Source organism: Bradyrhizobium genomosp. III, assembly GCF_000261705.1.
GTDB lineage: Bacteria > Pseudomonadota > Alphaproteobacteria > Rhizobiales > Xanthobacteraceae > Bradyrhizobium > Bradyrhizobium ottawaense.
Genome location: NZ_AJQF01000414.1, coordinates 1 through 6,255, shown reverse-complemented (window position 1 = coordinate 6,255; position 6,255 = coordinate 1). Strand labels below are relative to the sequence as shown.

The following is a 6,255-nucleotide window of genomic DNA, read 5'->3' as shown; positions in this document are numbered from 1 at the left end:
GGCAGCCGCTTGCCGTCATAGCTGCGGATGTCGGTCGCCTCCATCGACACGATCTTGGGATGGTCGCGCAGCGAGGCATGCAGCTGGCTGGTGCCGACGTCAATGGCGAACACCAGGCTCGCGCCGTTCGCCAGCAGCACCTCGGTGAAGCCGCCGGTGGAGGCGCCGACGTCGAGGCAGACATGGTCCTCGATCTCGATGGGATACCGCTCCAGCGCGCCGGCGAGCTTGACACCGCCGCGGGAGACGTAGGGGTGAGCGGGCTCGGCCTGGATCACGGCGTCCTCGGCAATCGTCTCCGACGGTTTGGCGACCGGCTTGTCGTCGGCGGTGACGAGGCCCGCCTCGATCGCCGCGCGCGCCCGCGCCCGGCTCTCGAACAGGCCGCGCTCGACCAGCAATACATCTGCGCGCTTGCGGGCAGGGGACAATCGACTCTCCAGGACAGGGCTTGTCGCTTATGTAGCGATCAATCGCGCGGCCGCCATCCGGACGCAAGTCTCGAACGCGGCCAGATCGTGCCAGACGTCGATTGGCATCGCGGCCGGCGTCACCAGCGGCCAGCCGTGCAGCTCCAGGGCATGGATCATCATGAGATTGTCGACGAGGCCGAAATCCTCGACCGTCAGCCCCTGCGCATCGACCAGCCGCCCGTCCTCGGAGGTGACCTCCATGAAGCGACTGAGGCGGTCGGCATAGGCGGCGCCGTCGTTGGAATAGGCCAGGCAGAATTTGCGGCGGCCGGCCATGTAGCCGAGCTCGTAGACGGTGCCGGGATCGGCGCCTGCGCCGCGGAACGGGGTGAGATTGGCGATGATGGCGTCGGCCGCATCCATCATCGCCTCGTTGCCGCAAAAGATCTGCCGCGCGGCATCGGGCGCGGTGAGGTCGATGGCGTTGTCGAGCGGATAGAGGCCGGTGAGCCCGTAGCGACCGCAGATCGCGACCTTCTGCCGTCCGATCTCGATTGCATCCGGCAGGAACACGTCGGGGCCTGCCAGATAGATTTTCATGACTGACTGCTTCGGAGAAATTCAGGCAAGCTTCGAATCGCGGCGAAACTGCGCTTCCCCACCCGCGCCTTTGGCGCGACCTCTCCCGCAAGCGGGAGAGGTGAAGAAAGCCACGATCAAGCCAGCTTGACCGTCTCGGCCTTGACGTCCTTGCCGAGCGCCTCGAACACCTTGGCGACGATGCCCTTGGCGTCGAGACCGGCGCGGCCGTACATCGCGGCCGGGGTGTCGTGGTCCTGGAACACGTCGGGCAGCACCATCGAGCGGAACTTGACCATGCCGGTGTCGAGCACGCCCTGATCGGTCAGGTACTGCGCGACATGCGAGCCGAAGCCGCCGACCGAGCCTTCCTCGATCGTGATCAGGATCTCGTGGTCGCGGGCAAGCTTGAGCACCAGCTCGGTATCCAGCGGCTTCATGAAGCGCGCGTCGGCGATCGTGGTCGACAGGCCGTGGGCTGCGAGCTCATCGGCCGCCTTCTCGCATTCGGCGAGGCGCGTGCCGAAGGAGAGCAGGGCGATCTTGCTGCCCTGGCGAATCACGCGGCCCTTGCCGACCTCGAGCGGAATGCCGACCTCGGGCATCTCGATGCCGCGGCCTTCGCCGCGCGGATAGCGCAGCGAGCTCGGACGGTCGTCGATCGCGACCTGGGTCGCCACCATGTGCACGAGCTCGGCTTCGTCGGCCGCCGCCATGATCACCATGTTCGGCAGGCAGCCGAGATAGGCGTTGTCGAACGAGCCGGCATGCGTGGCGCCGTCGGCGCCGACGAGGCCGGCACGGTCGATGGCGAAGCGGACGGGCAGGTTCTGGATCGCGACGTCATGCACGATCTGGTCGTAGCCGCGCTGCAGGAAGGTCGAGTAGATCGCGCAGAACGGCTTGTAGCCTTCGCTGGCAAGACCGGCGGCGAAGGTCACCGCGTGCTGCTCGGCGATGCCGACGTCGAAGGTGCGGTCGGGGAAGGCCTTGTTGAAGATGTCGACACCGGTGCCGGACGGCATCGCCGCGGTGATGGCGACGATCTTGTCGTCCTTCTGCGCTTCCTTGACGAGGCTCTGGCCGAACACGTTCTGGTAGGCCGGCGCATTCGGCTTGGCTTTGGCCTGGGTGCCGGTCGCGACGTCGAACTTGACGACGGCATGGTACTTGTCGGCGGAGGCTTCAGCCGGGCCGTAGCCCTTGCCCTTCTGCGTCACGACGTGGACCAGGATCGGGCCGGTCTCCATGTCGCGGACGTTCTTCAGGACGGGCAGCAGATGGTCGAGATTGTGGCCGTCGATCGGGCCGACATAGTAGAAGCCGAGCTCCTCGAACAGCGTGCCGCCGTCCATCATGAAGCCGCGGGAATATTCCTCGACGCGGTTGGCGCGGTTGGCGATGATCTTGGGCAGGCGCTTGTTGATCTGCTTGGCCGCATCGCGCAGCGTGCGATAGGTCTTGCCGGAGTAGAGCCGCGACAGATAGGCGCTCATGGCGCCGACCGGCGGCGCGATCGACATGTCGTTGTCGTTGAGGATGACGATCAGGCGCGAGTTCATCGCACCCGCGTTGTTCATGGCCTCATAGGCCATGCCGGCCGACATCGCGCCGTCACCGATCACGGCGATAACGTTGTTCTTGCCGCCGGAGAGGTCGCGCGCCACCGCCATGCCGAGGCCGGCGGAGATCGAGGTCGAGGAATGCGCCGCGCCGAACGGATCGTAATCGCTCTCGCTGCGCTTGGTGAAGCCGGACAGGCCGCCGCCGGTGCGCAGCGTGCGGATGCGGTCGCGCCGGCCGGTGAGGATCTTGTGCGGATAGGCCTGATGGCCGACGTCCCAGATCAGCCGGTCGCGCGGCGTGTCGAAGACGTAATGAATCGCGGTGGTGAGCTCGACCACGCCGAGGCCCGCGCCGAAGTGACCGCCGGTCACCGAGACGGCATCGATGGTCTCCTGCCGCAGCTCGTCGGCGACTTGGCGAACCTGCTCGATCTTGAGCTTGCGCAGGTCGTCCGGCGTCCGGATGGTGTCGAGAAGCGGCGTTTTACTGTATGCGTTCACGGCGATTTCCAATTTGTCAGCGCCGGAAGGTCATTCCGGTGCGCGATGGGTTTGCACAATATCGGCGCAGCGCGAGTCCTCAAACCGTCGGAGCCACCTGCATGGGGCAAGGCCCCGTCTTCAAGCTTAGGTAAGCTTAAGTGCGCTCCGGTTCAGTCTCTGTGATCCCTGTCACTTAGATCGGCTTCGTCCGTCCCAGCCAATTTCATTAGCAGTTTGAAGCGCTTGTCGTCGGAATTCTCTGCCCACGCAAGGCTTGCAAAAAGCCACACTCCGCGCAGCTTTACACCAAAGCTTGGGCCAAAGCCAACCCGCAGGACCGATTGGGGGTATGCAGATGCAACCGGCGGGCCAGAGTGGTTAACCGTGGCCCGGGACAATGGGTTCCAGCCTTGCCGGGTCCGCTGGCAGGCTTTTTCGCCTGAATGAGATCTTTTTTGGTCCTGAACGACCGATTTCCGGAAGGGGCGGCATCCGATCCGCCTGCACGGAACCGCGGCGCTCAGCGGGATAGCGCCGTGCGATCGTGAAATCGATGCGGGCGGCCACGTGATGACGTTTCGGGGCTGCCATCAGAAGACTGAGCGGGAAAGTCTCGGCTTTCCTACTGCACGTCCAGCGGCGCGGTGCCGGTGGCCTGGCCGCTGGCATCGCTGGTGATCTTGTCGACGCGCGCCTCGGCCTGGCGCAGCAATTCCTCGCAGCGGCGCTTCAGCGCCTCGCCGCGCTCGTAGATCGTCACGGATTCCTCGAGCGGCACCTTGCCGTCCTCGAGCCGCTTCACGATCGTTTCGAGTTCCTCGATCGCGCGCTCGAAGGTAAGCCTGGAGACGTCGACTTGAGTATTTTCGGCCATATCCGTTTCCGATTGCCCGATTCGCTTTCCTTGCAGTGAAGGCGGGTTTTGCGGGCTTAATGTGGCGGGCGTCGTCAGGCGCCCATCAGGGCGCCGACATGCGCCGTAACAGATTCTTTCAGTCCTTGCAGGTCATAGCCGCCCTCGAGCACCGAAACAACGCGCCCCCCCGCGGACTTGTCGGCGAGATCCATCAGCTTGCGCGTCACCCAGGCATAATCCTCCGCGCGCAAATTCAGCGAAGCCAGCGGATCGCGATAATGCGCGTCGAAGCCGGCGGAGATGACGACAAGCTCGGGGCTGAATTTTTCGAGCTGCGGCAGAATCAAATTCTCGAACGCGGAGCGGAATTCCGGCCCGCCGTCCTCGGAGGCGAGCGGTGCGTTGACGATGGTGTCGTGGTCGCCGCGCTCGCCCGTGGCGCCGGTGCCCGGAAACAGCGGCATCTGGTGCGTCGAGCAGTACATCACGGTCGGGTCCGACCAGAAGATGTCCTGCGTGCCGTTGCCGTGATGCACGTCGAAATCGACGATGGCCGCGCGCTTGATGCCGTATTTGCGCTGCGCGTGGCGGGCGGCGATGGCGACGTTGTCGAAGAAGCAGAAGCCCATCGGCTTGCCGATCTCGGCGTGATGGCCGGGCGGGCGCACCGCGACGAAGGCGTTGCGATGCTCGCCCGCCATCACCGCTTCGGTCGCCGCCACCGCGCCGCCGACGCCGCGCATCACCGCTTCCCACGTGCCAGGGGACATCGAGGTGTCGCCGTCGATATAGACCTGCCCGCTGCTCGGTGCGATGTGGCGCAGCTCGGTGACGTAGTGCTCGTTGTGGCACAGCGTGACGAGATCGAGATCGCCCTCCGGCGCCTGGTCGCGTACCAGGAACTGGAAGCGCTCATGCGACAGCGCTTCCTCCACCGCACGCAGGCGATCCGGCCTTTCAGGGTGTCCCGGCGGCGTGACATGGTCGAGGCAGGCCTTGTGGGAAAGGAGAAGCGTGCTCATCAGGTCGGCCTCATGGATGCGGGCTTTCGACGTCGCTTGGCGCATCCGGCGCCAAAACGCAATGCAAATCCCAATCTATGCGTTTGAACGGGAATGGCAAAGGGTCGTCCCATTCTGGCCCGTTTGATCCGGATCAATTCACCCGCAGGATGCGGCTCAGCGGCAGCGGGCCGATCGGTCCGTGCGCCCGGAAGAACGCGAACAGCGCGTCCGCGTCGTAGCCGCCATATTGCGGCGCCGTGCCTTGTTTGGCGACGGTAAAACCATCGCCGCCGACTGCGAGGTAATCGTTGAGGGTGACGCGTTAGCCGCTGGCCTGCTCGATCGGCTTGCCGTTGAGCATCATCTTGTCGGCGATCACGCGCTCGCCGAATGACTTCGACGCATCCCAGGCATAGCTGAATCCGTTCGACACCTGGAGAATCCGCGGCCGCTTCGGGTCCAGCCATTGCTGCTCGAGCATCTCCTTGAGCTGGTTGCCGGTCAGGGTCATCGTGACGAGGCGGTTGCGGAACGGCTGGCTGGCGAAAACATCGCCGAAGGAGATCGCGCCGTTCTCCTTCGGGACGATGTCGGTGCGGATGCCGCCCGGATTGGTGAGTGCGATGACAGCGCTGCCATCCTTGGCGTCCCTGGTCGCAGCAAGCTGCGCGTCCGCGATGACGTTGCCGAGCGCGCTTTCACCGGCCTCGTTCGGCACGCGTGACAACGTCTGCGTCACCGATCCGGCCGGCCGGTTGGCGATCGGCGCCGAGAGCCGGTCATAGGCCTCGATCAGCGCGGTCTGCTCCGCGTCCTTCGCCAGCGAGGCATTGGCGACGATGACGTTCTCGGCTTTGGCATTGACGATGTCGCGGGTTACGGGATCGAGCTTGAGATCGATCGCGGTGACCAGCGTGCCGTATTTGTCGCCGCTGGTGACGAGCCGCCCGTCGATGTCGCAGACATAGGCGCGGTGGGTGTGGCCGCTGACGACGACGTCGACGGCGCGGTCGAATTTTTTGACGATGTCGACGATCGGCCCGGTAATGGCAGGGCATTCATTGTAGTCGCCGGCGGGCTCGCCGCCCTGGTGGATCAGCACCACGATCGCCTCGACGCCGCGCGCCCTCAGCTGCGGCACCAGCGCATTCACCGTCGCGGCTTCGTCGCGGAATTCGAGCCCGGCGATGCCGGATGGCGAGACGATGCCCGCGGTCTCCTTCAAGGTCAGCCCGATGAAGGCGATCGGGATGCCCTCGAATTCCCGGATATCGTAGGGCGGCAGCACGCTGTTGCCCGTCGCGGTCTCGATGGTGGACGCGGCGAGATAGCGGAATTTGGCGCCCGTGAACGGA

General features: G+C 65.1%; 5 protein-coding genes and 1 pseudogene. All 6 read right to left on the bottom strand.

Features of this window, described 5'->3' with window-relative positions; genetic code table 11:
- A partial coding sequence (locus IC66_RS0133300) for an SAM-dependent methyltransferase (protein ID WP_038950543.1) occupies positions 1-431 on the bottom strand: 431 nt, incomplete at its 3' end.
- Between the two features lie 27 nt (positions 432-458).
- A complete protein-coding gene (locus IC66_RS0133295) occupies positions 459-1,013 on the bottom strand; it encodes a nucleoside 2-deoxyribosyltransferase (protein WP_038950542.1) in 555 nt (184 codons plus the stop codon).
- A gap of 116 nt (positions 1,014-1,129) precedes the next feature.
- Positions 1,130-3,058, bottom strand: coding sequence for a 1-deoxy-D-xylulose-5-phosphate synthase (dxs, locus tag IC66_RS0133290; RefSeq protein ID WP_028144212.1), 1,929 nt, complete (start codon positions 3,056-3,058; stop codon positions 1,130-1,132).
- A gap of 604 nt (positions 3,059-3,662) precedes the next feature.
- A complete protein-coding gene (locus IC66_RS0133285; RefSeq protein WP_038950541.1) occupies positions 3,663-3,914 on the bottom strand; it encodes an exodeoxyribonuclease VII small subunit in 252 nt (83 codons plus the stop codon).
- A gap of 74 nt (positions 3,915-3,988) precedes the next feature.
- A complete protein-coding gene (locus IC66_RS0133280) occupies positions 3,989-4,918 on the bottom strand; it encodes a histone deacetylase family protein (protein ID WP_028144213.1) in 930 nt (309 codons plus the stop codon).
- A 133-nt stretch (positions 4,919-5,051) separates the two neighbouring features.
- Positions 5,052-6,255: pseudogene (locus tag IC66_RS0133275) on the bottom strand (bifunctional metallophosphatase/5'-nucleotidase); the annotation flags it as partial.

Bases quoted from the DNA above. Each gene is read 5' to 3' on its own strand.
- IC66_RS0133285 (WP_038950541.1), bottom strand. From the start codon at position 3,914: ATGGCCGAAAATACTCAAGTCGACGTCTCCAGGCTTACCTTCGAGCGC.
- IC66_RS0133280 (WP_028144213.1), bottom strand. From the start codon at position 4,918: ATGAGCACGCTTCTCCTTTCCCACAAGGCCTGCCTCGACCATGTCACG.
- IC66_RS0133295 (WP_038950542.1), bottom strand. From the start codon at position 1,013: ATGAAAATCTATCTGGCAGGCCCCGACGTGTTCCTGCCGGATGCAATC.